Source organism: Williamsia deligens, from assembly GCF_024171765.1.
In the GTDB taxonomy this organism is placed as follows: domain Bacteria; phylum Actinomycetota; class Actinomycetes; order Mycobacteriales; family Mycobacteriaceae; genus Williamsia_A; species Williamsia_A deligens.
Genome location: NZ_JAMTCI010000001.1, coordinates 1,107,580 through 1,130,591 on the forward strand (window position 1 = coordinate 1,107,580; position 23,012 = coordinate 1,130,591).

The 23,012-nt window shown below is 68.4% G+C and carries 25 protein-coding genes; 13 read left to right on the forward strand and 12 right to left on the reverse strand.

All coding sequences use genetic code 11. The annotated features are described in order from the left end of the window. The first annotated feature begins 43 nt into the window (after positions 1 to 43). Complete coding sequence (locus LX14_RS05255) at positions 44 to 751, forward strand: SDR family oxidoreductase (RefSeq protein WP_253646201.1); 708 nt, start codon at positions 44 to 46, stop codon at positions 749 to 751. On the opposite strand, the gene LX14_RS05260 is transcribed toward LX14_RS05255, so the two are convergent. From LX14_RS05260 to idi, 6 genes are all read right to left on the reverse strand, one after another. Next, complete coding sequence (locus tag LX14_RS05260; RefSeq protein WP_253646202.1) at positions 752 to 2,323, reverse strand: FAD-dependent oxidoreductase; 1,572 nt, start codon at positions 2,321 to 2,323, stop codon at positions 752 to 754. It abuts the gene before it with no gap. A gap of 9 nt (positions 2,324 to 2,332) precedes the next feature. Beyond that, positions 2,333 to 3,286, reverse strand: coding sequence for an AurF N-oxygenase family protein (locus LX14_RS05265; RefSeq protein WP_253646203.1), 954 nt, complete (start codon positions 3,284 to 3,286; stop codon positions 2,333 to 2,335). Between the two features lie 143 nt (positions 3,287 to 3,429). Then, positions 3,430 to 4,881 (reverse strand): flavin-containing monooxygenase, encoded by a 1,452-nt coding sequence (locus tag LX14_RS05270; RefSeq protein WP_253646204.1) that lies wholly within the window; start codon positions 4,879 to 4,881, stop codon positions 3,430 to 3,432. Positions 4,882 to 5,003: 122 nt separating this feature from the next. Next, positions 5,004 to 5,231 carry a hypothetical protein gene (locus tag LX14_RS05275; RefSeq protein WP_253646205.1) on the reverse strand — a complete coding sequence of 76 codons (228 nt, stop codon included), beginning with the start codon at positions 5,229 to 5,231 and terminating at the stop codon, positions 5,004 to 5,006. Positions 5,232 to 5,283: 52 nt separating this feature from the next. Next, positions 5,284 to 6,096, reverse strand: coding sequence for a hypothetical protein (locus LX14_RS05280; protein WP_253646206.1), 813 nt, complete (start codon positions 6,094 to 6,096; stop codon positions 5,284 to 5,286). Positions 6,097 to 6,322: 226 nt separating this feature from the next. Further along, a complete protein-coding gene (gene idi, locus LX14_RS05285; protein ID WP_253646207.1) occupies positions 6,323 to 6,868 on the reverse strand; it encodes an isopentenyl-diphosphate Delta-isomerase in 546 nt (181 codons plus the stop codon). A gap of 225 nt (positions 6,869 to 7,093) precedes the next feature. On the opposite strand from idi, the gene LX14_RS05290 reads away from it, so the two are divergent. Continuing rightward, positions 7,094 to 7,330 carry a DUF6480 family protein gene (locus LX14_RS05290; RefSeq protein WP_253646208.1) on the forward strand — a complete coding sequence of 79 codons (237 nt, stop codon included), beginning with the start codon at positions 7,094 to 7,096 and terminating at the stop codon, positions 7,328 to 7,330. Positions 7,331 to 7,375: 45 nt separating this feature from the next. Here LX14_RS05290 and LX14_RS05295 read toward each other — a convergent pair whose 3' ends face one another. Further along, positions 7,376 to 7,744 (reverse strand): ATP-binding protein, encoded by a 369-nt coding sequence (locus tag LX14_RS05295; RefSeq protein WP_253646209.1) that lies wholly within the window; start codon positions 7,742 to 7,744, stop codon positions 7,376 to 7,378. Between the two features lie 223 nt (positions 7,745 to 7,967). Here LX14_RS05295 and LX14_RS05300 point away from each other — a divergent pair, with 223 nt between their 5' ends. After that, positions 7,968 to 9,500, forward strand: coding sequence for an FAD-dependent oxidoreductase (locus LX14_RS05300; protein WP_253646210.1), 1,533 nt, complete (start codon positions 7,968 to 7,970; stop codon positions 9,498 to 9,500). 4 nt (positions 9,501 to 9,504) lie between these two features. On the opposite strand, the gene LX14_RS05305 is transcribed toward LX14_RS05300, so the two are convergent. Then, a complete protein-coding gene (locus LX14_RS05305) occupies positions 9,505 to 10,329 on the reverse strand; it encodes a SigB/SigF/SigG family RNA polymerase sigma factor (RefSeq protein ID WP_308214072.1) in 825 nt (274 codons plus the stop codon). 333 nt (positions 10,330 to 10,662) lie between these two features. Continuing rightward, positions 10,663 to 11,511, reverse strand: coding sequence for an SDR family oxidoreductase (locus tag LX14_RS05310; RefSeq protein ID WP_253646212.1), 849 nt, complete (start codon positions 11,509 to 11,511; stop codon positions 10,663 to 10,665). 186 nt (positions 11,512 to 11,697) lie between these two features. Here LX14_RS05310 and LX14_RS05315 point away from each other — a divergent pair, with 186 nt between their 5' ends. The 4 genes from LX14_RS05315 to LX14_RS05330 all read left to right on the forward strand — a co-directional run bounded on the left by LX14_RS05315 (position 11,698) and on the right by LX14_RS05330 (position 14,373). Further along, positions 11,698 to 12,186, forward strand: a complete 489-nt coding sequence (locus LX14_RS05315; protein WP_253646213.1) for a DUF4383 domain-containing protein — start codon at positions 11,698 to 11,700, stop codon at positions 12,184 to 12,186. Between the two features lie 57 nt (positions 12,187 to 12,243). Then, on the forward strand, positions 12,244 to 13,149 hold the full coding sequence (locus LX14_RS05320; RefSeq protein WP_253646214.1) for a manganese catalase: 906 nt from the start codon (positions 12,244 to 12,246) through the stop codon (positions 13,147 to 13,149). Between the two features lie 244 nt (positions 13,150 to 13,393). After that, positions 13,394 to 13,861: a DUF6230 family protein gene (locus LX14_RS05325; RefSeq protein WP_253646215.1), complete on the forward strand. Its 468-nt coding sequence runs from the start codon at positions 13,394 to 13,396 to the stop codon at positions 13,859 to 13,861. Beyond that, entirely contained in the window at positions 13,855 to 14,373 is a 519-nt protein-coding gene (locus LX14_RS05330) for a DUF6114 domain-containing protein (RefSeq protein ID WP_308214073.1), read from the forward strand. The genes LX14_RS05325 and LX14_RS05330 overlap by 7 nt, the downstream gene beginning before the upstream one ends. Here the strand turns inward: LX14_RS05330 and LX14_RS05335 are convergent. Continuing rightward, the gene (locus tag LX14_RS05335) at positions 14,271 to 15,557 is read right to left on the reverse strand and encodes a sensor domain-containing phosphodiesterase (protein ID WP_253646217.1); all 1,287 of its coding nucleotides are present in this window, start codon (positions 15,555 to 15,557) and stop codon (positions 14,271 to 14,273) included. The genes LX14_RS05330 and LX14_RS05335 overlap by 103 nt on opposite strands. A gap of 182 nt (positions 15,558 to 15,739) precedes the next feature. On the opposite strand from LX14_RS05335, the gene LX14_RS05340 reads away from it, so the two are divergent. Further along, positions 15,740 to 16,876 (forward strand): GGDEF domain-containing protein, encoded by a 1,137-nt coding sequence (locus LX14_RS05340; protein WP_253646218.1) that lies wholly within the window; start codon positions 15,740 to 15,742, stop codon positions 16,874 to 16,876. 56 nt (positions 16,877 to 16,932) lie between these two features. Continuing rightward, a complete protein-coding gene (locus LX14_RS05345; RefSeq protein ID WP_253646219.1) occupies positions 16,933 to 17,520 on the forward strand; it encodes a TetR/AcrR family transcriptional regulator in 588 nt (195 codons plus the stop codon). Between the two features lie 76 nt (positions 17,521 to 17,596). On the opposite strand, the gene LX14_RS05350 is transcribed toward LX14_RS05345, so the two are convergent. Further along, positions 17,597 to 18,031, reverse strand: coding sequence for a tautomerase family protein (locus LX14_RS05350; protein WP_253646220.1), 435 nt, complete (start codon positions 18,029 to 18,031; stop codon positions 17,597 to 17,599). Positions 18,032 to 18,456: 425 nt separating this feature from the next. Between LX14_RS05350 and LX14_RS05355 the strand changes: the two genes are divergently transcribed. The 4 genes from LX14_RS05355 (at position 18,457) to LX14_RS05370 (ending at position 21,508) form a co-directional block, all read left to right on the forward strand. After that, positions 18,457 to 18,954: a DUF5994 family protein gene (locus LX14_RS05355; RefSeq protein ID WP_253647897.1), complete on the forward strand. Its 498-nt coding sequence runs from the start codon at positions 18,457 to 18,459 to the stop codon at positions 18,952 to 18,954. A gap of 325 nt (positions 18,955 to 19,279) precedes the next feature. Further along, a complete protein-coding gene (locus LX14_RS05360) occupies positions 19,280 to 19,942 on the forward strand; it encodes a PAS and ANTAR domain-containing protein (protein ID WP_253646221.1) in 663 nt (220 codons plus the stop codon). Positions 19,943 to 20,115: 173 nt separating this feature from the next. After that, a complete protein-coding gene (locus LX14_RS05365; RefSeq protein ID WP_253646222.1) occupies positions 20,116 to 20,457 on the forward strand; it encodes a hypothetical protein in 342 nt (113 codons plus the stop codon). Positions 20,458 to 20,602: 145 nt separating this feature from the next. Further along, positions 20,603 to 21,508, forward strand: a complete 906-nt coding sequence (locus LX14_RS05370) for a phosphodiesterase (protein WP_253646223.1) — start codon at positions 20,603 to 20,605, stop codon at positions 21,506 to 21,508. Here the strand turns inward: LX14_RS05370 and LX14_RS05375 are convergent. Continuing rightward, positions 21,505 to 22,947: a stealth family protein gene (locus LX14_RS05375; protein ID WP_253646224.1), complete on the reverse strand. Its 1,443-nt coding sequence runs from the start codon at positions 22,945 to 22,947 to the stop codon at positions 21,505 to 21,507. The genes LX14_RS05370 and LX14_RS05375 overlap by 4 nt on opposite strands. Between the last annotated feature and the right edge of the window lie 65 nt (positions 22,948 to 23,012).

Here is a 23,012-nt window from a genome sequence, read left to right on the forward strand (position 1 = left end):
AACTGAGCTACGCTGAGTTGGATTCACGAAGCCAGGAGGAACAATGTCCGTCGATCTGACCACCAGCACCGTTCTCGTGACCGGCTCGAACCGAGGGTTCGGCCGCCATCTGGCCGAACAACTCGTGGCGCGCGGGGCGACGGTCTACGCGGCCGCACGCGACCCCGAGTCCGTCGACATCGCGGGGGTGCGCGCAGTTGCCCTGGACATCACCGACCACGCCTCCGTCACGGCCGCCGCGGCCCTGGCCTCCGACGTCACCGTGCTGATCAACAACGCGGGGATCGCCACCGGCGCATCCTGGCTGAGCGGGGACGTCGCGGACCTGCATCGGGAGTTCGAGACGCAGGTGTTCGGGACGTCCGACGTCATCCGCGCCTTCGCGCCTCTCATCGAGGCGAACGGAGGCGGGGCCATCCTCAACGTCCTGAGCGTTCTCTCGTGGTACGCGACACCCGAGCTCGGCGGGTACAGCGCGTCGAAGGCGGCCGAATGGTCCATGACGAACTCGGTACGGGCCGAGCTGGCCCCCCGGGGCATCACGGTGACCGGACTGCATGTCGGCTACATGGACACCGACCTCGCGGCCGGCGTGGACGGACCCAAGTCCGACCCGGCGGAGGTGGCCACGCTCGCCCTCGACCAGTTCGCGGCCGGCGTGCCGGAGATCGTCGCCGACGAGATCAGTGCGCAGGTGCGCGCGGGACTGTCCGGAGGGGTTCCGGCGCTCTATCCCGATCTCGTGTCGTGATCAGCCCCGGCGACGACGCCGACGACGCGCGGTCTCGGTGAGTTCCGCTGCGCTCGTGAGCTTCACACGGGGACGGCCGGCGCCACGACCCCGTTCCCGCTCGACGCGGTCGATGGTGGCGATTCCGCGACGACGGATCGGGGACACGCCGCGCTTCTTGAGGAAGGCCTCGAAGTCACCGCCGTCCTTGGCCGACCTGGGCACACGCCCCTCGGCGATGTCGTCGATGACGGCCTGCACGGTGTCCTCGGCACAGGCGCGGTTGGCTCCGATGCCGCCCGACGGCCCGCGCTTGGCCCACCCGACGACGTACGAGCCGCGCAGGACCTCGTCGCCGTCGACGACGCGACCGTCGCGGCTCGGGATCATCCCGGCGTCGCCGTCGAACGGCAGCCCCTCGATGGGACGCGTCCGGTAGCCGATGGAGCTGATGAGGTTGTCCGCAGCGATCGCGTACTCGCGGTCACCACTGCGCACACGGACGGCGGTCATCGTGGCGTCGTCCCCGACCACCTCGACGGGCGCTGTCCCGAAGACGAACACGACCCGACGACGACCCGGCTCGGGTGGCCCGGCGAACGTCTCGGGCTCGACGTCGGCGGCATCGAGCGTGACGATCTCGACGTCGGGCATCGCGGTCAACGCGGCGAACTCGGCCTTCGTGTACGCCGCGGTCTCGGGACCACGCCGTCCGAGCAGGACGATCTCCGAGGTCGCGTTCTCGTCGAAGAACGGCAGCGAGCGGTCGGCGATGTCCGTGCGGCGCAGCGCATCCGACGACGTGTGGAACAGCCGCGCGATGTCCAGCGCGACGTTGCCGGTGCCGACGAGGACGGTGCGCCCGACCGTCGCGGGGCGCAGCGGGTTCTCGACGTCGGGGATGCCGTTGTACCAGGCGACGACCTCGGTGGCACTGGTGCTGCCGGCGAGGTTCTCACCCTCGATCCCGAGACGTCGCGGCTCGGACGCCCCCACGGCGTAGACGACGGCGTCGAAGTGGTCGGCCAGGTCGGATGGTGCGACGTCCGTACCGATCTCGACCCCACCCAACATCGTCACCCGCGGGTCACGGAGGTGCAGGTCGAAGCCGTGCATGATGTTCTTCGTCGCGGGGTGGTCGGGTGCGACACCCGAGCGGATCAGACCGCCCGGCGTGGGCAGCTTGTCGATGACCGTGACGGCGGCCGTCGTCCGGTTCAGCACGGCCCGCAACGCGTATCCGGCGGACGGCCCGGTGCCGACGATCGCGATGTGGAGTCCCTGCGGGAGTCGCGGCAGCCGCGCGTACTGCGTGGTCGTCGGACCGGCATCGACCTCGGTGTCGCGGTAGTACGCCGCATTCACCTCGGCGAAATGCGCGTCCTTCACACCCAGCCGGTCGATCGGGAAGATCGCGTCGACGGGACAGGCATCGGCGCAGGCGCCGCAGTCGATGCACTTCTCCGGGTCGATGTGCAGGATGTCGGCCGTGCCGAACCCGGGCTCACCCGGCGCCGGGTGGATGCATCCGACAGGGCACACCGACACACACCCGGCGTCGCTACAACACGACTGGGTGATCGCGAAAGCCATTGCGCGCGATCAGAGGATGTGCGCGCGGCGGTACCAGAACGCCGCGGGGCGGGTCAGCAGACCGACGCTGTCGAGGAACTCCATGAGGTGGGTGCAGCTGCCCCGCATCATCGAGTGGAAGTGCGCGTTGCCGCGACGGGCGGCCAGTGCCTGCTTGCGGTCGAGACCGGCGTTCACGTACGCCTCCGGCGAGTGCAGGCTGCCGACGATGACGAAGCCGGCGATCGCGATGATGAGCGCGCTGATCTGGCGACGGAGCCAGCCCACACCCTTCAGCGAGTCCCGGACCTCCTCGCGGGCGAACTTCATGTGCCGCGATTCCTCGAGGACATGGATCTCGTTGATGGTGCGCACGAACGGCAGGACGCGGTCGTCGTTCATGCATCCACGCTGGAGGACGTCGAGCACCTCCTCCGCGACGAGGATGCCCGCGTAGGCGACCTCCTTGCGGGCGAGCAACTTGAAGCCCTGGCCCAACCAGCCGACGACGCGCGACGGACGGTACGACGTGCCGACGAGCTTCTCCGAGCCCTTCGCGAACATCAGCGAGTGGCGGCACTCGTCGGCGATCTCGATGAGCGACCACTGGAACTCGGGGCTGTGGTACTGGCCCAGGTACTGATCGCGCAGCACCATCTCCTGCAGGATCATCTCGAACCAGATGCCGTTGGAGGCGACCGACGCGGTCTCGTGCCGGGTCAGCTCGATCTGCTGCTCGGTCGACAGGCTGTTCCACAGGTCGGTGCCGTACAGGGTGCACCATTCGGGGCTGCAGCCGTACTTGGTCGGGTCCATGGGCTCGTCCCAGTCGACCTCGGTCATCGCGTTGCGCGACAGCCGCGCCGCGGAGGCGATCAGACGGTCGGAGACCTCGTGAGCCCCCTGATCGAGACGCGACTCGGTCGGGGCGGCCTGCCCTGCAGCTGCGTCCTGCTCAACCGTGTTGTCGGCGATCACCGTCATCGTGCACCTCCGTTGTCAGACGGCATCGTCGCCGTCATCGATGTGACAATTTCTGTTGTCGTCAACGCTCATTGTCACGATACGGCGCGGGTTCCGACCTGTAAACAAGTGCGTTCGATCACACCGCGACGTCGGGGAGTGACCTACGTCACTGTCACGGCGCGGTAGTCCGCGGGACGCATCCGACCTGCCCGGCGACGGTACGACCACATCGACCACTGCCAGTTGTGGATGTCGTGGCCGTGGTCGTCGCGGTACCAGTTGCGGCAGCCGGCCCACACCGTCCGCCCCTCGGCGGCGCGCACCGCACGCCGGAATCCGTCGTACGCCGAGCGCCGCACCTCGAGGCCGCTTCCCGTCGCCGTGATGGCCGCGACCGCGTCGAGGATGTGCGCCGTCTGCGTCTCCAGCATGTAGACGATCGAGCCGGCGCCGAGGTTCGTGTTGGGCCCGTATACCAGGAACAGGTTGGGGAAACCCGGGACCGACATCCCCAGGTGCGCGGCCGCCCCGTCCCGCCAGGCCTCGGCCGGTGACAGGCCGTTGCGACCCCGGATGTCGACGGTCGAACAGAACTCCGTGGTGGCGAATCCCGTGGCGAGGACGATCACGTCGGCCGGGTGTGTGGTGTCCCCGGCGACGATCCCCGACGCCGCCACGCCGCTGATCCGGTCGGTCACCAGGTCCACATCGTCCCGTTGCAGGGCGGGATACCAGTCGCTGGACACGGTGATCCGCTTGCACCCGATCTCGTGGTCCGGGGTGAGGACGGCACGCAGGGCGGGGTCGGGCACCGCTGACCGGAGCTGTCGGAGGAAGAGTCGCCGCACCACCGCCATGCTCGCAGGCCAGCGCCAGAACGAGAGGGTGAACAGCTCGAACACCGCCCAGATCGATGCCCGCGCGACCGCCGTGTAGCCCGGCATCCTCCGACGACGCGCGCCGTACTCGGCGTCGGGCCGCGCCATCACATAGGGCGCGCTGCGCTGGAACACCGTGACGTGCGCGGCGTCGCCGACGATCTCGGGGACGACCTGCACGGCACTGGCCCCGGTGCCGACCACCGCGACGCGCCGCCCGGTGAGGTCGACGTCGTCGCGCCATCGAGCGGTGTGGACGACCTCTCCGGTGAACCCTGCGGCAGCCAGCGCCTCGGGCTGCGCCCACCCGGGCACCTTCGGCACCGACAACTGTCCGAGCGCGGGGACGAGCACGTCGGCGACGTCGGTGGTCCCGTCGGCGAGGGCGATCTGCCACCGACCGTCGACCCAGGCGGCCGATCGCACCGGTGTCGACAGGCGGATCCGGTCGGCGATGCCCGCGTCGTCGACGCATCGACGGAGGTAGGCGTGGATCTCGGGGCCCGGGGCGAACCGCCGCGACCACGAGACGGTACGTGCGAAGGAGTAGCTGTAGATGTGCGACGGGGCGTCACACGCCGCGCCGGGATAGGTGTTGGCGTACCAGGTGCCGCCGACGTCGTCGGCCTGCTCGAACACGACGAAGTCGTGATGACCGCGGGCTGCGAGGCGCAGGGCGACGCACAGACCGCCGAAGCCCGCGCCGATGATCGCGACCCGGGGCTGCGTCGACACCATCCGCGATGGTGGACACGCATCCGGACAGGTGTCAACCCCGGTGTGTCGACCCCGGTGTGTCGACCCTGGTGTGTCGACCCTGGTGTGTCGACCCTGGCCGACGACCCGTCCGGGACGGCTCAGCCGGCGGGTGCGAGGACGAGCGATGCGATGACGCGCTCGACCCCGTGTTCCTGGTCGACGACCCGGGACTCGGTGATGCGTGACATCGCGGCGGCGATGCGGGCACCGCCCCCGATCGGCTGCAGCTCGACGAAGTCGACCGGGCTGTGCCGGACCGCGACCACCGTGCAGACGCAGCGTCGGCCGTCGGGCAACGCGACCGAGACCAGTTCTCCCTTGTGCATGGAAGGTGGGTACCCGGCCGTGGACCCCACAAACGCATTCGTCACCGGGAGATCACTGATAGCTGATGTAATCCGGCGGCGGCGCCAGGGCGAGCACCTGCGCCGGTCCCATCATCCCGATGTCCTGCCGGTAGAAGACCTTGAACCCGCTGTGCATCCGCGGGTCGGCGAGCTCCGCGTATTTGCGCACCTTCGTGGGGGTCGTCCCGAAGCCGTCGGTGTGGTTGACGAGCGCGAGCTCGACGGGCGCCGCGAGGGCGGCGCGGTCGGTGATCATGTCCGGCGTGAACTGGTGCAGGACCAACGGTTTCTGCGGCAGCGCGCCCCGGCGGACGACGCCCGCGAGCCAGTCGGTGACCGCGTTGACCTCGCCGGCCGTGACGGTGCCGATCTGGGTACCGGGCACCGCGCCCGGGGGCATCCGCCACTCGGCGTCGAGCGCGAGGCCGACATCGGGCTGGGCCAGATATCGGCTCCACCGCATGACCTGGGGCAGGAACGGGCATCGGCCGGGTTGCACGTCCAGCACGACGAGCTGCCGGTGCGCGCGGGCGGCGGCGAGGTACCGGTCGACGTCCCCGTCGGCCACGGCGTGCGCGTAGCACCCGTCGGGACCCGGGGTGGGGTCCGCGACGGTCACGATCATCTCCATCACCGGCCGCACGGGTCGGCCCGGCCGCGCGTACGCCGCCGCCTGCTGCTCCAGGCGCGTCGCAGCCGCCTCGGGTGTGCCGACACCGAGGGCGCCCAGTCCCCCACCGTCGCCGGTCCCGTAGAGCGCGACGAGCCGATGACCGTCACCGAAGACGGTCCGTCCCCCGCGCGGCAGCTCGGACGGACGCTGAACCGCGGTGGTCGTTGACACGGGACTCGATGTCCCGTGCATCGCGGCGACGTGGTCAACGGGCTCCGCGTCGCTGCAGCCCACGACCGACGACATCAGCCCGACTGCGGCCGCCAGGATCGCGAGACACCGACCGCCCCGATGCGTTCTGTCCGTCCCACCCACGGTGGGCGATGCTGCCACGGCCGCGGTACGGGCCGACGCGCCGGGCTCGGTCGCACCGCGGCAGTCGCCGACGGCGTGCCGGTCAGCTGCGAGCGGCGACCGGTCGGAGGAGATCGTCGGGCGACAACTGCGCCACCTGGTCGGCGAACCACGGGCTGAAGGCCCAGGGGGTTGCGCGCACGGACGTCCACACGTCGGCGACATCCGCCCAGGCGTGCTCGGCCACCTCATCGGGCGCGGCGTCCACCGGGCCGACCGGCCGCGCCACGAACACCGGGCAGATCTCGTTCTCGACGACGCCACTGGCGTCGACGGCGCGGTAGCGGAAGTCCGGCAGGACGCACTGCAGGTCGGTCACGCGCAGACCGAGCTCGCGCGGGGCGTACCGCCGGACGGCGTCCTCGACGGCCTCGTCGGGGCGGGGATGCCCGCAGAAGGAGTTGGTCCACACACCGGGCCACGTGCGCTTGGACAAGGCGCGCCGGGTCATGAGGATGGCGCCGTCGGCGACGACGAAGCAGGAGAATGCGAGATGCAGGGGCGTGTCCAGCGTGTGGACCGCCGTCCGGTCGGCGGTGCCGGTCGGGCGCCCGGCGTCGTCGGTGAGCACCACCAGATCAGCGTTCATGTCTCCCGGCCGTTCCACGCGTACAGATTCCTGAACTGATCGTACAGAACCGATGCGTCCGGGAGGCGCGACCGCATCGAGACCTCCGGCCGGGAATGTCTCTGTTCGGCCGCACGTGACCGACGACACCGCTGGTGGCTCGCCACGGCTGATCGACGTCCGTAGCGTCGGGAACATGACCAGTGACCTCGTTTGCAGCCCCTCGCCGACGGGTATGTCTCGACGATGACCGAACCCGAGAAGACCCCCGACCTCGAACCCGGCGGTGGCGTGTCACCGGGAGAGACGCCGCCCGCCGCCGAAGCGACCGCCTGGGTCCACGACGACACCGATCCCCCTGTCACACGGCGTTTCCCGCCGACGGGGCGCACGGCGAAGATCATCGCCGGGATCGTCGTCGTGCTGCTCTTCGCCCTGCTCGTCGCCGGCGCGATCAGCGTCGGCATCAACTACGCCACCTGACGCGGACGCGCCACCTGACGCGAGAGCGCCTAACACGGTCACGTGTCAGGCGCTTTCGCGTAGCTTTCTGAACGAGACGGTGACATCCCGTCCCTCCGAACAGATCTCGGTGGCCACGTCCACCCTGTCGACCGCCGCCTGGACCAGGTGCCACCCGATTCCCTGACCGAATCGCGGCAGCAGTGCGTCGATCACGCCGCGGACCTCGCCGTCGGCAGCGTCTGGTCCGACAACGACCGAACAGGTGACGGGCCGGTAACGCGAGGATCGGTCGACGATCTGTTCGCAGATCTCGGTGATCGCCATCATCAGGTCGGCGGTCGCCTCCACGCTGAAATCAAGTCGCAGCAAGAGTGATTCGACCACCGAGCGCATCACCGACACCCTCTGGGGAGCGACCGTGATGGTCACCATCGCCGACGACTGTGTCCAGTCGTCGGACGGGGCGGCACTCACGGTCGGGCTCCTCACCGCGGCGAGGTCGATCCCGCCGCTGTCGCTGCCGAGGTACCCGCGTGGGGGTCGCTCAAACGCCGACGGGCGGCGACGACGGTGTTTGTGCCGCCTCACCGTGGGTAATCACGACGTCTGAGAGCGCCGACCGGCCCGGACGTGTGCCCATCACCGGAGGAGATCCATGTCATCGCTGTGGCTCGAGAACCGTCCCGTGGCGCCCCACCCCGGCACGGAGGTGGCCGACCTGACTGGATCTCGCTACGACCACGTCGTGGTGGGTGCCGGCATCACCGGCCTGGTCACCGGGGTCCTGCTGGCGCGCGCGGGTGCGACGGTCGCGGTGATCGAGGCCCGCACGGCAGGAGCCGTCACCACCGGACACACCACCGGCAAGGTCAGCCTGCTGCAGGGCACGCGGTTGTCCACGATCGCCTCCCGTCACGACAGCGCGGTGGTCGCGGCCTATGTCGACGCGAACCGCGAGGGCATGGAGTGGCTGCTGCGGTTCTGCGCCGACGCCGGCATCCCCGTCGACCGCGAGACCGCCATCACCTACGCCTCCGACGACAAGTCGGCGGACACCGTCGTCGCCGAGCATCGCGCTGCCCTCGAGGCGGGGCTGGACGTGCAGATGGTCGCCGACACCGACCTCCCGTTCGACGTCGCGGCCGCGGTGGCCCTGCCCGACCAGGCACAGCTCGACCCGATGCCGGTCCTCGACGCCCTCGCCGAGGACCTGCGCTCCCACGGCGGCGTCCTCATCGAGGGCGTCCGGGTCCGCGGGACGGGACTGCCCGGGCTGGGAATACCGGGTCTGCCGTCGACCGGCGACCTCACCCTCCGCACCGATCACGGGCACGTGCGGGCCGGCAGCGTCACCGTCGCGACGGGCATGCCCATCCTCGACCGCGGTGCGCACTTCGCCCGCCTGACCGCCCAACGGTCCTACAGCGCGGTGTTCTCCCTGCCCGACGACCAGATCCCACGATCGATGTCACTGGCCGCGGGATCGCCGTCGGTCTCGCTGCGGTACGCGTGGCGGCCGTCCCCGGACGGCGACGAGCGCGTCCTCATGGTCGGCGGTTTCGGGCACGAGACGGGACGGACCGGCTCCGAGCGCGCCCACGTCGAGGAGCTGATCCGGTGGACACGGGCGACCTTCCCCGGAGCGGAACTCCGGTCGCGCTGGTCGGCCCAGGACTACTCGTCGGTCGACGAACTGCCCGTCGTCGGTCCCGTGCTGCCGGGCGAGAGCCGCGTGCTGGTCGCGACCGGGTTCTCGAAGTGGGGCATGACGAACGGGGTGGCCGCGGCGATCGCCTGCAGCGGTCGGCTCCTGGGTGGTCGCCACCCGTGGGCGGACGTGTATCGCTCGTGGCGGCCGTCGCAGGTCACCTCGGTCGTGTCGGCGGCACAGATGAACGCCCAGGTCGGCATGCACATGGCCCGTGGGTGGGTCGGTGCCCTCACCCGGTCGGTGGGTCCGGCGCCCACCGCCGACGGTGACGGCAGGGTCGGACGCGACGGAGTCCGCCCGGTCGGGCGATGCCGGGTCGACGGCGAGACCACCGACGTGACGCCGGTGTGTCCCCACCTCGGCGGCATCCTGCACTGGAACGCCGCCGAGGAGTCATGGGACTGCCCGCTGCACGGCTCCCGGTTCGATGCCCGGGGAGCCGTGCTGGAGGGTCCCGCCACCCGCGATCTGCCCTGAGACGTCAGGCGGCGTCGGCGATCACGGGATCGTCGGCGACACCGGCGCGCAACCGGCCCAGGGTGGCGGCGAGGATGCGGGACACGTGCATCTGGGAGATACCCACCTCGCGGGCGATCTGCGACTGCGACATCGAGTCGAAGTACCGCAGGATCAGGATCCGGCGTTCGCGCTCGGGGAGCGCGTCCAGCACGGGCCGGACGGACACGAGCTCGTCGATCTGGCCCAGTCGGTCGTCGCGTGCACCCATCGTCTCCCGGATGCTGGACGTGGACGAGTCGGTTCCGTACTCCGCGTCGATGGACGTGGTGTGGTACGACGCGCCGGCGACCAACCCGTCGACGACGTCGTCGATGGACAACCCCGTCTCCGCGGCGATCTCGGCCGGCCGAGGTGACCGGCCCAACTGCTGGATGAGCACGTCGGACACCCGCTTGATCTGCAGGTAGTTCTCCTTCGTACGACGCGGCACGCGCATGCACCACGCCGAGTCACGGAAGTATCGGCGGACCTCGCCCATCACGGTGGGGACGGCGAACGACAGGAAATCGCTGCCGCGCTCCGGGTCGTAACGGTCGACGGAGTTGACCAGGCCGACACGCGCCACCTGGAGCAGGTCGTCGTAGGGCTCACCGCGGCCACCGAAACGACGGGCGACGTGGTCGGCCAATGGTAGGCAGCGAGCAATGACTCTGTCCCGCAGCAATTCTCGCTGAACTCCCGTCAGGGTAGCCATGTCGAGGATTTGGCGGGGAACATCGGCGTAGTCGTCGTCATGATTGCCGCGGGGCCGGCGGCTCGACGTGGATTCGTGCGGAGCGTTGGACATCGTGAATCACCCGGTTCCTGGGTTGATCTCGGGTCGGCGACGCCACGGGCGGATGCTAGAACGCATTGCCTGAGGTGCCATGAAAAGCACGGAGCTTCAGGGATGTGCGCACTTCTCGCGCCGACAACCGGATTGCCGTACGGCTTCCAACTCAACCGAGCGTCCGGTCCTGTACCGATAGTGGCACGTTCTGGACGCCGTGAACACCCACATCTGAACGCGAAGCAGCGGCAACGGCCCGAAAATGCACCCTCACCAGCCAACAGACCGGGCGAAACCCGATTCGACTCGTGCGTGCGGCAATTCGCCTACGCGATGGCCGGGCGATCCGCCTCAGCCGGGCAGCGTCTCACCACCGATCGGGGCGAGCACCTCACCGAAGTAGTAGGACGACATCGTCTCGGAGGCGAAGAACACGAAGGACGGCGCGATCTCGTCGGCGTCGGCCGCACGCCCGAACGGCACCTGCTTGCCGAACTCGGCGACCTGGTCCGCGGGCATCGTGGCCGGGATCAACGGGGTCCACACCGGGCCGGGGGCCACGCAGTTCACGCGAATCTTCCGTTCCAGCAACGACTGCGCCAGCGAATAGGTCAGCGCCGTCACCGCACCCTTGGTCGCCGAGTAGTCGATGAGGGTCTTGTTGCCCCGCAGCCCGTTGATCGACCCGGTGTTGATGATGGCGCCGCCACCCGTCAGGTGGTCCACGGCGGCGCGCGTGACGTGGAAGAAGCTGTGGATGTTGACGTCGAAGGTGCGGTACCACTGCTCGGGGGTGAGCTCGAGGAAGTCCTCGACCGGGTTCTGGAAGGCGACGTTGTTCACCAGGATGTCGAGGCCACCGAGGGCCTCCACCGTCTGGGCCACGACGTCGCGGCAGTGCTGGGGATCGGCCAGATCGCCGTCGATGGACAGGGCGGTCCGGCCCTCCGCCTCGATCAGCTCACAGGTCCTTGCGGCATCGTCGAACTCACTCAGATGCGCTATCGACACGTCCGCACCCTCCTTCGCGAAGGCGACGGCGACGGCACGGCCGATACCCGAGTCCCCACCGGTGACAAGCGCTTTGCGGCCGGACAGCAGGCCGCGACCGACGTAGTTCGTCATCTCGTCGCGGGGCTTCTCCGCCATGTCCTCGATGTGTCCAGGGCGGTCGATGGTCTGTTCGGGATGCTCGCTCATGTCCGGCGGGTGCCCCCGTCGTCGAGGGTCAAACGTGGCACCCGTGCCGTCTCCCGATCTCCGGGCAGCAGGTTTCCGAACACCTACATGGGGGAAGCCCCCGCCAGTCGTGGCCGAGAGGCGCCGCCGCGGCCTCAGAGGGTGTCGTCGACACCCGTCCCCACGAACTCCCATCAGGAGGCGATCGTGACCACTCGTCCGACAACGACCACGGCACCCCCACTGTCCCGTTCACCGCTGCGGCTCGCCGCCGCGGCAGTCGGGGCCGTGTTCCTGGTCGTCGGGATCCTCGGCTTCATCCCGGGGATCACCACCGACTACGACATGCTCGGCTGGGCCGGACATCATTCCGGCGCGAAGTTGTTGGGCATCTTCGCCGTGTCCGCACTGCACAACGTCGTCCACCTCGCCTTCGGCGTGGCCGGACTCGCGTTGTCGCGCACCGCGAGGACGTCGCGGGCATACCTCGTCGGTGGCGGCGTCATCTACGCCGTCCTCTGGGTCTACGGCCTGGTGGTCGACGAGACGAGTTCGGCGAACTTCGTCCCTCTCAACACCGCCGACAACTGGCTCCACCTGGTTCTCGCGGCCGGGATGATCTTGCTCGGCCTCACGCTCCCGGCAACACGGACACCCGGGACGCTCACGACCGCCCGGGCGACGCACGACCGCTGACACGCACGCACGTCTTTCGATCGACACCGCAGATCCTCTGCGACGAAGGGAAATACCATGTTCACCCATACCGACCATCTGCAGTTCGACGTCGCGCCGGAGAAACCGGACCCCGTCTACGCCCGCAAGCTGCAGGAGCTCCTCGGCGGCACCTTCGGTGAGATGACGGTCACCATGCAGTACCTCATGCAGGGTTGGAACTGCCGCATGAAGGGCAAGTACAAGGACCTCATCATGGACGTCGCCACCGAGGAGATCGGGCACGTCGAGATGATCGCGACCATGATCGCCCGCCTGCTCGAGGGAGCGCCCGCGACCGAGTCCACCAAGAACGCGATGGGTGACCCCGTCGTCGCCGCGGTGATGGGCGGCATGGACCCGCAACAGGCGATCGTCAACGGTGGGGCCGCCATGCTGGCCAACAGCAACGGCGTGCCCTGGCAGGGCAGCTTCATCGTCGCGAGCGGGAACCTGTTGGCGGACTTCCGATCCAACGTCTCCGCGGAGTCGCAGGGCCGGCTGCAGACGGCACGGCTCTACCACATGACCGACGACCCCGGTGTCAAGGACATGTTGAAGTTCAACCTGGCGCGCGACACGTACCACCAGAACATGTGGCTCGCCGCGATCGAGGAGCTGCGCGCCGACGGCTACGAGGACGTCATCGCGCCCAACGCCCTTCTCGACGAGGAGCACTCCGAGCACGCGACGTCCCTGTGGCACCTCTCGGACGGCACCGAGTCCGACAAGGGTCGCTGGGCCCACGGGACGGCTCCCGACGGTCGTCGCGAACTGGGCTTCCTCGCCGATCCGCGACCGCTGGGCAGCCCGCAGGCCGGCCCCCCGCCGAACCCGAAGCTGTACGCGACCTATGACGGCGCGATGGGCGATCCGCAGTCGGCGTCGTTGGGGACCGAGAAGGGTGTGATGGGCAAGCTCAAGGACGCTGTCGACCCCACCTGACACCGTCTTCCCATGCGTCCGTGGGGCGGGGCTCTGCCCCGCCCCACGGATGTCTCGTGTCGAGGGCGCTGTCTGTTCACGTCACCCCCTCGCCATCCACCGTCTGAGACCATCGGGGTTCACATTGCCTGCGCGACCTCCTGCTGTCGGCCGAGTCCGGAAACTGCGTTTCGCGGTCATCACCGGGGTCGATCTGCTGCTCGCGACGATTCTGGGGGGTGGGATCGCGGCCGGCGAGCTGCCGATGAACGTCGCGATCTCCGGTCAGCCGTTCACCGCGACGATCGCCAGGGCCGACGCGCGGAGCATCACGCTCTTCCCTCGCAGCATCGGCACCGCCGCGGGATCGAGGTCCAGCATCGCGATCCTGATGCAGTCGGTCACGCTGACCGATCTGTGCATGTCCACGGTCGCGCATGTGCCTGTGGTCGGCGACGTGACGATGTTCCTCCGGGTCCCCGGCACAGGGACCACCGCGGATCGGATCGTCGCCGACGTCAGCGACCTCGGGGGGTCGATCGGCGTTCGCGACACCCACCTGGGCGTCGACGTGTCCACCGTGGGCGAGGTGAAGGGTGTCGCCACCGCCGGGATCGTCGCGGGCGGTTCGGTGATGACCACAGCGCGGCTCACCGGCCTGTCGTTCACCGCGGAACAACTCTCGATGCGCCGCTTCGACCTCGACGTACGGCGCGGAAGTCACACGTGTTGACCCGCAGCGCACGTCGGTCACGCCGTCGGCGGTTCGCCGCGTGGCGGCGTACCCGACCCTTCGTCGGGTCCATGTTCTGTGTCGCATCGGGTCTGCTGCTGTTGCTCCCGGCCTACACGACCATCCATCTCGGTGACGTGATGGTGTCGATCAGCTCGATCAGCGGCGTCTCCACCCTCCTGCTGGGGGCACTCATGCTCAGCTGCGCTGGATGCGTCCTGGTCCGGCCGGGTGCACAGGTACCGGCGGGGGTGAGCGCGATGGTCATCGCGCTGGTGGCCCTGCCGGCGGCGAACTTCGGTGGCTTCGTCCTCGGAACGGTGAGCGGAGTGTGCGGTGCTGCCGCCACACTGGCCTGGACCCGACGCACCGCCGGTGCGCCTGTACCGGGCGACCCTGGCCCAGCCTCTCAGCCGGCTCTCTCGGGACCGGTCGACGGCACGCCGTTGATCGAGTCGACGACGTCGAGGAGGTCGGCCGCCGGGCGCGGCGGGCTCCACAGATATCCCTGACCGTAGGCGGCGCCGAGGTGTGCGGCCTGCTGTGCCTGGGCAGGCGTCTCGATGCCCTCGATCACCAGTACCGCACCCAGGTCCGCGGTCAGGGTGGTCAATGCGCGGGCGACCGCTGTGCCGGCGGGTGTGTGCAGGGATGAGCCGATCGTGCGATCGGCCTTGAACCCGTCGAACGTGAACGCGAGCAGATGCGGTGTGGGTAACCACATCCCACCGATGTCGTCGAGCATCACCCGGTACCCGCGAGAGCGCAGAGCGTCGATGACGTTTGCGTCGATGAGTTCTCGGGTCGGGACCGCGGCGGTCTCGGTGATCTCGATGCCGATCGAGGTGGGATCGACGTCGAAGTCGCGCACGACACCGTCGATGCGCGCGACACAGTCCGGTCGGTAGAAGTGGTGAGCGGAGAAGTTGACGGTGATGTTCAGAGCCTGTGCAGCGGATGACTGTCGACGCCAGGCGGTGAGGTCGGACAACGCATGTCGCAGCATCGTCAGGTCGAAATCGATGATGTGGTCGGTGTTCTCGATGATGGGGATGAACTGGTCCGGAGCCGGCGCCGTCCGCTCGGGGCCGGCCCACCGTGCCAGCGCCTCGACGGCCCGCACCCTGTGCGTCGTCAGGTCGACGATGGGCATGTACCACGGGCGGATGTCGCCGACGGTGAACGCGTCGACGATGTCGCCGATGGTGGAGGTGTGCGCGTCGGTGTCGTCGCTACGCGCAGAGTCCAGACAGTGCTGGGCGAGGAGCCCACACTGCGTCAGGGCAGGGATGTCCAGATCGATGAGAGGTGACGTGTGAGCGATGACGAGGCTCCCGACGGGCAGGCCCTCCCGCCCGGTGAGCGGGATCGCGACATAGGAGGCGAATCCTGCGTCGAGCATCGCCTGCGTCATGGCGGTGATCGGGGTGTGGTTGGCGGCGTCGGCAACGACGACGGGTCCGGGAACATCGATGGCGCCGAGGCAGGCGGCATCGGCGCCGGCGACCCGGGTCTCACCCGGCTCGGCGCCGACAGCGACGAGAGTGCGGTGCCCCGTCCCGCCGACGATGGTGATCGCCGCGACGTCAGCACCGGCGTGGCGCCGGGCCAGGTCGACCACGGCACGCAGCGCGTCGGTGGCGGGCAGGTCGAGGTAGTGCGCTGCGGACCGGGCCCGGCGCTCGTCGTCTGCCATGGGGACCATCCTGTCCCATGCACGGCGGGACCGGACCGGTTCGATTGCGCTGTCCACGGCGACGGCATCGCTCTAGACTCTCCTCGCGTCATCGAGAAGCCGGTGGGGGGCGGCGCGCATGCCCGCGCGTCCGTGTCGATGTTCAATGCTCGGGGACTGTCGGGAGACGAGGGGTTCGATCGATGACTTCCGGACCCTTCCCCCGGGGCCCGGGTGCGGCACCTCTCCGCGACAAGACACTGCGTGAACTGCTGCGGTGGTGGTGGGGACAGCCCTTCGAATACGAGTGGGTCTACGCCTACGCCGAGTCGCGCGCCTGGCTCCGCCTCGACCGCATGGTGATCGCCATCTGCTGTGTTCTGTGCACCGTCGTCGGCGCCACGTTGCTGGTGACGACACGCAACCCGTGGCCGTTCACCGTGGCGGCAATTGTCGCGACCCTCGGTTACGCCTGGGGATCCTGGTGGTGGTGGGCGAACAGGTCCTGGCCGACGGAACGCACATCGCTGCTGTTCATCGCCGCGGGCGACATCGGGACGGTGCCCCTGATCATCGTCGCGCCCAACGCGTTGCTCGCGATGGCGCTGCTCAGCCTCTACATCCTGCCGGGTTCCTACATCATGTTCCTGCACGGGCCCCGAGTCCTGTCCGTGCATCTCGGGTGGGTCACCCTCGTCATCCTGTCCACCGCGGCCTACTTCGTGTTCCTCACCGAACGTCCTGTGATCCCGACCGTCCTCCTGGCCGCCGTCCTGGTGTTCGCGTGCACCGGAGGGTTCGTCGTCGGGCAGATCGCGTTGACGTTCCTCCGCAACGACGCCCGCAGATCGTTCATCGATTCGCTCACGGGACTGCTGAACCGGCGCGGATTGTGGGAAGCCGTGGTGCATGCCCTGACCCGGTATCCGGACGGGAGCCCTGTCAGTGTGTTGATGGTCGACATCGACACGTTCAAGCCGTACAACGACACCCACGGCCACACCACCGGTGACGAACTCCTGCGCGAGGTCGCGCTGACGCTGCTGCGGGTGTGCGACAGTCACGCCGACGCACTCTCGCGGATCGGGGGCGACGAATACGTCGCGGTCCTGCACCTCGATCAGCCGGCCGCCGAAGCGATGGCACACCGGATCAGCGAGGCGGTCAGAGACCTCCCGGTCCCCGAGCCGCCGACCATCAGCGTCGGTGCGGTCACCTTCCACCCTCCGACATGGCCCCTGGCCGACACCGTGCTGCAGGACATGCTCACCGCCGCCGATCGTGCGCTCTACCGATCCAAGGCAGCCGGAGGCGGAACGGTCACCGCACTCTCGCCCTGAGGCGCACCCGGCCCGTAGTTATAGACGACCGGTCTATTCGCGAGTATCCTGGGCAGATGCCCACCCCGGAGATCGACACACGTCAGACGATCCTCGACACCGCCGAGCAGATCATGTCCCACAAGGGCTACGCGGCCGTCGGCCTGAACGAGGTCCTCACCGAGGCGGGCGTACCCAAAGGGTCCTTCTACCACTGGTTCGGCTCCAAGGACGCCTTCGGCAAGGCCCTCATCGAGAGCTACTTCGAGCACTATCTCGCGGGTATGGACGAGATCGTCGCGCGACCCGGCAGCGGTGCGGACAGGTTGAGCGCCTACTGGCAGGACTTCTACGACATGCAGGCCGTCAACGACTGCCAGGGCAGGTGTCTGGTGGTGAAGCTCGGCGCCGAGGTCGCCGACCTGTCGGAGACGATGCGACAGGCACTCATCATCGGCACGTCCGACATCGCCGAGCGCATCGAGCGCATGATCCAGGACGGCGTGAGCGACGGATCCGTGACGATCGACGTGGACCCGAGCGAGCTCGCTCGTGATCTGTACACGGGGTGGATCGGGGCGAGCGTCCTGGCGAAGATCAATCGGGCGCGCGAACCTCTCGACCGGGTGTTCGCGATGACCCGCCACCGCCTGCACCTCTCCTGACGACAGAGGACAACGCGACGAGCCCCACCGCACTGATCGCGGTGGGGCGTGTCGTGGGTGCGACAGGGTCAGCAGCTCACCAATGGAAGTCGGCCGGAACACTGTTCGGGTCGAGGCGGTCGGCCGGAACGCCGTTGACGTAGGTGGCGATGCCGTTGCCCATCGACCAGTCGGCCGGCTGGACGGTCTGCAGGTTGAAGAAGACGTCCTCGGTGCGCAGGAGGAGCTTCTCGTGCAGTTCGTCGACGACAGCCTTGTAGAAGGCGGCCTTCTGCTCAGGAGTGGCGACGTCCAGGAAGATCAGCTGGATGAAGACGGCGTCCTCGGAGCGGCGGATGCCCAGGTAGTCGGGATCGGCGATGACCTCGCCCGGCGGGTGCTGGGTGATGACCTGGAACCGGTCCTCGGGCACACCGAGGTGAACGATCATCTGGTCGTAGACGACGTCGGCGATCGTGCGGCGGTACTCGGCGGACTTGCCTTCGGTGAGGTCGATACGAGCGAGGGGCATGATGTCGTTCCTTGTCGTCGGTGGCGGTGCCTGCAGCCATGACGCTACACACTAGTAGACCAGTCGTCTAGTGCGCCAGTTGTCGTCGAACGTTCGTGGCGGAAGCCTCGTGACCACCCGTGTGCGCGCAAAGGCGGTCGACCCCCACGAGGGTCAGGGAGTCAGGGGTATCGTCGACGACATCGGACCTCATATCTGACAGAACCCTGTTGGCGTCGCCGGTACGCATCGACCACGTGGTGGTCAGTCAGGTGAGCTGTCATGCACGCCAACTGTTTTGCTGTCGCGACCGCCCGTCGCACACATCGTCCCGGAAGTCCCCGAGGCAGGGGGCTCGACTGCGCCCGTCTGCCTGGACCACGCGTGGTCGGCCTCGAATCGGCGCCGGCCGTCCCCGAACGCTTCGTGCGATCGTCGGGCCAGTGATGACACCCCTGCTGGGTCCGACACGCGTACACCTTCACGCTGATCTGACTCAACCCGTCGGGGGTGCCTGGTTCCCGTACACGACGACGTTGAGCGACGAGCTCGCCACGTTCTCCACCGCGATCGTCCCCACGCTGGGCTCGATCGTGGCGCTGCAGATGGACTGGCGTGCATTCCGATCACGCCCGGGGCTCGACTCAGAGGGCTCACCCCTGGTCCCCCCGCTGCTCCGGGTGACCACGAACCGCATGACCGTCGAACTGATAGTGATCCCACCGCGCACTCCGTCCACGCTCGCCGTGGCACTGATACGGCTCGCCAGCGGCAAACCGATACCCACACAGCATCGACACTCACTGCTGGTCCGGTATGCCGAACAGATCCTCGAACGGGCATCCACCGACGTGGGACACCGCAGCACTCTCAGCGTCCCTCCATCTCGGCCGGGAGACCTGGAGGACCTCACACCGCCTGAAGTCCAGCCGCTGAGTCTGTAGACGCGGACCTGTGCCACCGCACCGAACAAGCACAGAGGTCGGCGCGTACTGAGTGATGCACGACAACCAGGTTTTGACGTCACCCGGGCAGGTAATAACCAGTGTTACGGCGACCTTCGGGCCGTCGAGGTGTCGCGGTGAAGAAGTCCGCCCGGCGCCGTCCGCGCACGCGGTCCGGAACGGGTCTCCACAAGTCGACTTACGTTGCCTGTCAGACGATTCGGATCACGCGTGATCCTCTCACGCTCGGCCGTGAGTACACGTCGTGTGCGTTATGTTCACTTCGTGCACGCCACCCCTCACCCGATCACGATCCATGGCCGGAATGACTGACCCCAGCGACGCCGCTCGTCAGTTCATGTACGCGGGTCCGACCGAACGGGTCGGCGAGTTCCGGTTCGTCTACGCCGACAATTCGTGGGAGTGGTCCGCCACGGTCGCAGCGATCCACGGCTACGACCCGTCCCCCAAGCGCGTGACCACCGATGTCGTCCTCGGCCACAAGCACCCCGAGGACCGTGCCGAGTTCGACCGTGCTGTGCAGCGGACCCTGGCCGATCACGGCCCCTTCAACAGTCGCCACCGCATCGTCGACACCCACGGGAAGACCCACCATGTCCTGGTGATCGGCGATTCGATCCACGACGACGTGGGGGACGTCGTGGGCACCACCGGTGTCTACGTCGACCTCTCGGCCGTTCGGACCGATGCGGTGAACACCGAACTCGACAGCCGGGTCTCCGAATTCGCAGCGTCGCGCGCGGTGATCGAGCAGGCGAAAGGCATGCTGATGTTCGCCTACCACCTCACCGCCGACCAGGCGTTCGACCTGTTGTCGTGGCGTTCACAGGAGTCCAACGTCAAAGTCCGCGACCTCGCCACCGCGATCGTCGACCGCGTCCCCCGCGACATCGACCTCATCGACAGCAACAGGACGCGGTTCGACCAACTCCTCATGCACCCCGATCGGCCGCTCCCACCGAAGTGACCGGATCGGTCTCGAGCTCGGCGGCGACAGCGGCGACGGCGACGACGGCCCGCGATGTCGGCGACGGCTGCTGCGCACCCGCAGCGGCGTAGTGTCGGTGATGCCGGGCACACAGTCTCACCATCTGATCCGACGGCGCCCACCGCGCGAGCTTCCCCACCGGCCGTGAGGCCGTGATGATCGAACGTGGCGTGCGAGAACAGGATCCGACCACGGAGATCGGGGACCTGCTCAGCGAATGGGACATCCTCTTCTACCCGTTCGACCCGGGTGACACGGCCTGGTCGTCCGGCAACGTCCTGGCCCGCCGGGTACGCCGCCGTGACCGCTTCTCACGAACCACGATCCACGCCGATGATTCACACCCGGTCATCGTCGTCGCCGCTGTGCCGGATCTGACGGCGGGACGGGCCCTGTGGCAGCGCGCGATCGACCATTCGACCATCAGCGCGTCGCTGCTCGATCTGCTCGCCGAATCCACGCGTGGGCCTGCGGGGTCGCCGGACACAGGCTGAGCGCCCAGGGCCGCACCGCTCGATCTGCGCCGACGCGGCCCGCGTCTGCCGGTTGACTAGGGTGAACACGACGGACGCCCGGACCCGGGTTTCGCGCACGCCCCACGCATGGCCCTCGACGAACGGTCGGCGAAAGCGAGAGCAGATGAAGGCCCGAATGGCCGAGTATGCGCGGCCGGATTTCTGCATCCTCCACCTCAGCGACACCCACTTCGTCGCCGAGGGCACCCTCTATGGCGACGTGGACAGCGCAGAACGGTTGCGGCAGATCCTCGGCGACGTCCGGGCGTCCAAGGCCCGCCCGGACGTACTGGTCTTCAGCGGCGACCTGACCGACCGGGGTGAGGCCGCGGCGTACGACGACCTGCGGGCACTGGTCGATCCGCTCGCGGCCGAACTCGACGCGACGGTGATCTGGGCGATGGGCAACCACGACGACCGCGCGCAGTTCCGTGCCCATCTCCTCGACCAGGAGCCGTCGAGCGATGCCGTCGACGAGGTCCACGACATCGACGGGCTGCGCGTCATCAGTCTCGACACGACTGTCCCCGGTTACCACCACGGTGAGGTCACCGATGCGCAGTTGGCGTGGTTGGCCGACGTGCTCGCGACGCCGTCGCCCCACGGCAGCATCCTCGTGATGCACCACCCGCCGGTCCCCGCGGTCCTGGACCTGTCCACGCTGGTCGAGCTCATCGATCAACACAAACTGGCGGACGTCCTGCGCGGCAGCGACATCCGACAGATCCTGTCGGGCCACCTGCACTACTCGACGACGGCGACGTTCGCGGGTATCCCGGTGTCGGTGGTGTCGGCGACGAGCTACACGCAGGACCTGGCGGTGTCGGCGGGCGCGGTCCGAGGGCGAGACGGAGCCCAGGCGCACAACCTCGTCTACGTCTACGACGAGACCGTGGTCTGCTCGGTCGTCCCCCTGCGCGGCCACCCCACCGTGGGTGAAGGTGTCGACGCCGACGAGGCCGCGCGTCGGATCGAGGCGCATGGCGTCACGATCCGCGACAGCTCGCGGGCCGCGAGCCGGTCGGTCTAGTGCTTCGTGGGGGAGGCCGCTGCCGGCGTCTCCCACTCGGCGGCGATGGGGAAGTACCGGTCGAGGAAGCGCGTGACCCGGTCGGTGCGGACCTCGAGGTCGACCTCGGGAAAGCTGCCGTCGTTGAGGCAGAAGAAGTCCACGGCCCGCTTGGGCAGCAGCTTGTCCATCGACCGCAGACCGGCGGTGGAGGTGGTGTCGATGTACCGCACCTTGGCACCGCGCTGGACCACGGCCTGACCCGTGTGCAGGGCGTAGTAGTGGTAGAGCGAGTTGGTGACCGAGATGTTGTCGCTGGCCCGGAACGCACTGGCCGCGGTGGCGGTGAACTCCTCGGCGAACTCGGCCTCCATCTCCGACATCACGCTCTTGCGCAGCGGCGTCACGACGTGTTCCAGATGTCGCGTCGTCACCGACCCGAAGCGCTGCTCGAGGACTCTGCGGTTGACCCGGGCGGCGTTCTCGAAACCACTGCGCTCGTCGTCGTTCACGCCGAGCCCGATGCGCACGGGACTCTCGACGAACATGCTGATGCCGCCCGGTGAGAAGAACATGTCCGGTTGGACCGGTCGCGCGAAGAACATGTCGTCGTTGGAGTACAGGAAGTGTTCGGACAGGCCCGGGATCCGGTGCAGTTGCGACTCGACGGCCTGCGAGTTGTGGGTGGGGAGCACCGAGGTGTCGGCGAAGAACTCCTCGCTCGGGACGAACGTGACCCGGGGGTCGTCGGCCAGCCACGCCGGGCGCGGAGAGTCGGTCGCGACGAAGATGCGCCGGACCCACGGCGCGTACATGTGCACCGATCGCAGCGCGTATTTGAGTTCGTCGATCTGACGGAACCGTGCGGCGGACTCATCACCGGATCCGATGACGTAGTTCTTCATACGCTTCGCGCGCTGGGCCTGGAACTCCGCGGACGAACCGTCCACCCAGGAGAAGACGATGTCGATGTCGAACGAGAGGTCGGACGCGTGGGCGGCGAACATGTTCTCGATCGTCGGCCAGCTCGCGCCGAACCGCTCGACCGTGCCGAGCACCACCTCGTCGCTGCGGATGGTGGTGCGCGTCAACGAGTTCTCCGCCGGCAGCACCATCACCTCCGACGACATCGACCACAGCTCGACCAGCACCGCTGTCGATGCGCCGTAGTGCAGACCGCTCGTGGGTTCGTAGCGCGGCCGGTAGAGCCTCAGGACCCGTGCGTCGTCGTCCTCGGAGAGCGTGCCGTCGGCGACGAGTGATGGGCGACTGTTCGCGACGTCCATCGCCTTCACATAGAACGGCTCTCGCTCGCACGCGGAGACGAGCGCGGCCCGCAGTTGCGCGCGAAGGTGCCAGTCCACCGCCAGGACGGGCCGCGGATCATTCCCTCGGACCAGCAGGTATGCGATGCCTGCGGTGTCGAGCGCATCCCGGATGAAGAACAGATCGGCGACCATAGCCTGGTGGGGTGTGGTGGTCGTGTTGCACAACGCATGACGGCCGTGGAACTCGACGATGTCGG

Coding starts and splice junctions, on each gene's coding strand:
- LX14_RS05255 (WP_253646201.1), top strand. CDS start 44: ATGTCCGTCGATCTGACCACCAGCACCGTTCTCGTGACCGGCTCGAAC.
- LX14_RS05260 (WP_253646202.1), bottom strand. CDS start 2,323: ATGGCTTTCGCGATCACCCAGTCGTGTTGTAGCGACGCCGGGTGTGTG.
- LX14_RS05265 (WP_253646203.1), bottom strand. CDS start 3,286: ATGACGGTGATCGCCGACAACACGGTTGAGCAGGACGCAGCTGCAGGG.
- LX14_RS05275 (WP_253646205.1), bottom strand. CDS start 5,231: ATGCACAAGGGAGAACTGGTCTCGGTCGCGTTGCCCGACGGCCGACGC.
- idi (WP_253646207.1), bottom strand. CDS start 6,868: ATGAACGCTGATCTGGTGGTGCTCACCGACGACGCCGGGCGCCCGACC.
- LX14_RS05290 (WP_253646208.1), top strand. CDS start 7,094: ATGACCGAACCCGAGAAGACCCCCGACCTCGAACCCGGCGGTGGCGTG.
- LX14_RS05295 (WP_253646209.1), bottom strand. CDS start 7,744: ATGGTGACCATCACGGTCGCTCCCCAGAGGGTGTCGGTGATGCGCTCG.
- LX14_RS05300 (WP_253646210.1), top strand. CDS start 7,968: ATGTCATCGCTGTGGCTCGAGAACCGTCCCGTGGCGCCCCACCCCGGC.
- LX14_RS05305 (WP_308214072.1), bottom strand. CDS start 10,329: ATGTCCAACGCTCCGCACGAATCCACGTCGAGCCGCCGGCCCCGCGGC.
- LX14_RS05310 (WP_253646212.1), bottom strand. CDS start 11,511: ATGAGCGAGCATCCCGAACAGACCATCGACCGCCCTGGACACATCGAG.
- LX14_RS05320 (WP_253646214.1), top strand. CDS start 12,244: ATGTTCACCCATACCGACCATCTGCAGTTCGACGTCGCGCCGGAGAAA.
- LX14_RS05325 (WP_253646215.1), top strand. CDS start 13,394: ATGAACGTCGCGATCTCCGGTCAGCCGTTCACCGCGACGATCGCCAGG.
- LX14_RS05335 (WP_253646217.1), bottom strand. CDS start 15,557: ATGGCAGACGACGAGCGCCGGGCCCGGTCCGCAGCGCACTACCTCGAC.
- LX14_RS05340 (WP_253646218.1), top strand. CDS start 15,740: ATGACTTCCGGACCCTTCCCCCGGGGCCCGGGTGCGGCACCTCTCCGC.
- LX14_RS05345 (WP_253646219.1), top strand. CDS start 16,933: ATGCCCACCCCGGAGATCGACACACGTCAGACGATCCTCGACACCGCC.
- LX14_RS05350 (WP_253646220.1), bottom strand. CDS start 18,031: ATGCCCCTCGCTCGTATCGACCTCACCGAAGGCAAGTCCGCCGAGTAC.
- LX14_RS05355 (WP_253647897.1), top strand. CDS start 18,457: ATGACACCCCTGCTGGGTCCGACACGCGTACACCTTCACGCTGATCTG.
- LX14_RS05360 (WP_253646221.1), top strand. CDS start 19,280: ATGACTGACCCCAGCGACGCCGCTCGTCAGTTCATGTACGCGGGTCCG.
- LX14_RS05370 (WP_253646223.1), top strand. CDS start 20,603: ATGAAGGCCCGAATGGCCGAGTATGCGCGGCCGGATTTCTGCATCCTC.
- LX14_RS05375 (WP_253646224.1), bottom strand. CDS start 22,947: ATGGTCGCCGATCTGTTCTTCATCCGGGATGCGCTCGACACCGCAGGC.